Source organism: Rhodoferax sp. UBA5149 (assembly GCF_002413825.1).
Classification (GTDB): Bacteria; Pseudomonadota; Gammaproteobacteria; order Burkholderiales; family Burkholderiaceae_C; genus Rhodoferax.
On sequence record NZ_DHXT01000009.1, the window covers coordinates 1 to 1891 of the forward strand.

General features: G+C 61.3%; 1 protein-coding gene. It reads right to left on the reverse strand.

The window, feature by feature from the left end; genetic code table 11:
* A partial coding sequence (locus B3V69_RS00560; protein ID WP_296442815.1) for an FAD-binding oxidoreductase occupies positions 1-1891 on the reverse strand: 1891 nt, incomplete at both ends.

Below are 1891 nucleotides of genomic sequence, written 5' to 3' on the forward strand. Positions count from 1 at the left end.
AGCCCCCGTACTGATTGCGCGGGAAGCTCCTGATTTCGTAGCAACTTGCCTTTGTTGAAGCGCCCTTCCGGGTCCACTCGGGCCTTGTATTCGGTGAAGGGTCGCAACTCTTCATCGGTCAAAAATTCCAGTTTGGTGATGCCAATGCCGTGCTCGCCCGAGATCACGCCGTCGAGTGAGCGTGCCAGCGCCATGATGCGTTTGACCGCACCATGCGCCGCCTGCAGCATGTCGTAATCATCACTGTTCACCGGCAGGTTGGTGTGCACATTGCCGTCGCCCGCGTGCATGTGCAGGGCCGCCCAGACGCGGCCTTTGAGCACGCGCTGATGCACGGCATTGCATTCGTTCAGGATGGCCTCAAAGGCGCCGCCGGTAAAGATGTTCTGCAGCGGCGCTCGAATCTGGGTCTTCCAGCTGGCGCGCAAGCTGTGGTCCTGCAACTGGGGGAACAGCGTCTCCACATCCCGCAGCCAACCCGCCCACAAGGCGCGCACCTCGCCAATCAGGGCCAGCGCCTGCGCCACGCGGTCTTCCAGCAATTCGGCCGACGGGATTTCATTCGCGTCGTCGTGCTTGCCCAGCGGCAAGTCACCTTTTGCAAAGAAGTCTTGGAGCGCGTCACACAAGGCAATTTTGTTGCGCAGGCTCAATTCGATGTTGATGCGCTCGATGCCGTCGGTGTATTCCGCCATGCGCGGCAGCGGAATCACCACGTCTTCGTTGATCTTGAAAGCGTTGGTGTGTTTGCTGATCGCCGCGGTGCGCTTGCGATCGAGCCAGAACTTCTTGCGCGCTTCCGGGCTGATGGCAATAAAGCCTTCGCCGCTGCGCGAGTTGGCAATCCGCACCACCTCCGACGTGGCGCGCGCCACGGCGTCGGCATCGTTGCCTGCAATATCGCCAAACAACACCATTTTGGGCAAACCGCCGCGTTTCGACTTGGTGGCATAACCGACCGCTTTCAGGTAGCGGTCATCCAGGTGCTCCAGCCCGGCCAGCAACACGCCCGAGCGTTTTTGCTCGGCAAACATGAAATCCTTGATTTCGACAATGCTGGGCACGGCGTCCCTTGCGTTGCCAAAGAACTCCAGGCACACGGTGCGCGTGTGGCTGGGCATGCGGTGCACCACCCAGCGCGCACTGGTGATGAGGCCGTCGCAGCCTTCTTTCTGGATACCCGGCAGACCGCTCAGGAATTTGTCGGTGACGTCCTTGCCCAGACCTTCTTTACGGAACGATTTGCCAGGAATATCGAGCCGCTCGGTGCGCAGCGGCGTTTTGCCGTCGGCCTTGAAATAGGCCAGCTCAAAACTGGCAACTTCAGCGTCGTGAATCTTGCCCAGGTTGTGCCCGATACGCGTGACCTCCAGCCACTCGGCCTGCGGCGTCACCATACGCCAGCTGGCGAGGTTGTCCAGCGCGGTGCCCCACAACACGGCCTTTTTGCCGCCCGCGTTCATGGCGATATTGCCGCCAATGCAGGACGCTTCGGCCGAGGTCGGATCGACCGCAAAGACAAAGCCGCCGCGCTCGGCCGCATCGGCCACGCGCTGGGTCACGACACCGGCTTCGGTCCAGACCGTGGCCACCGCATGGTCTAGACCCGGCAGCGTCAGCATCTCGACTTCCGTCATGGCTTCGAGCTTTTCGGTGTTGATGACCACGCTCTTCCAAGTCAGGGGAATCGCGCCGCCGGTGTAGCCGGTGCCGCCGCCCCGGGGGATGATGGTCAAGCCGAGGTCGATACAGCCCTTGACCAGACCGGCCATCTCGATTTCCGTATCGGGCGTCAGCACGACAAAGGGATATTCCACGCGCCAGTCGGTGGCATCGGTCACATGACTCACACGCGAGAGGCCGTCGAACTTGATGTTGTCCTTGGCGGTCA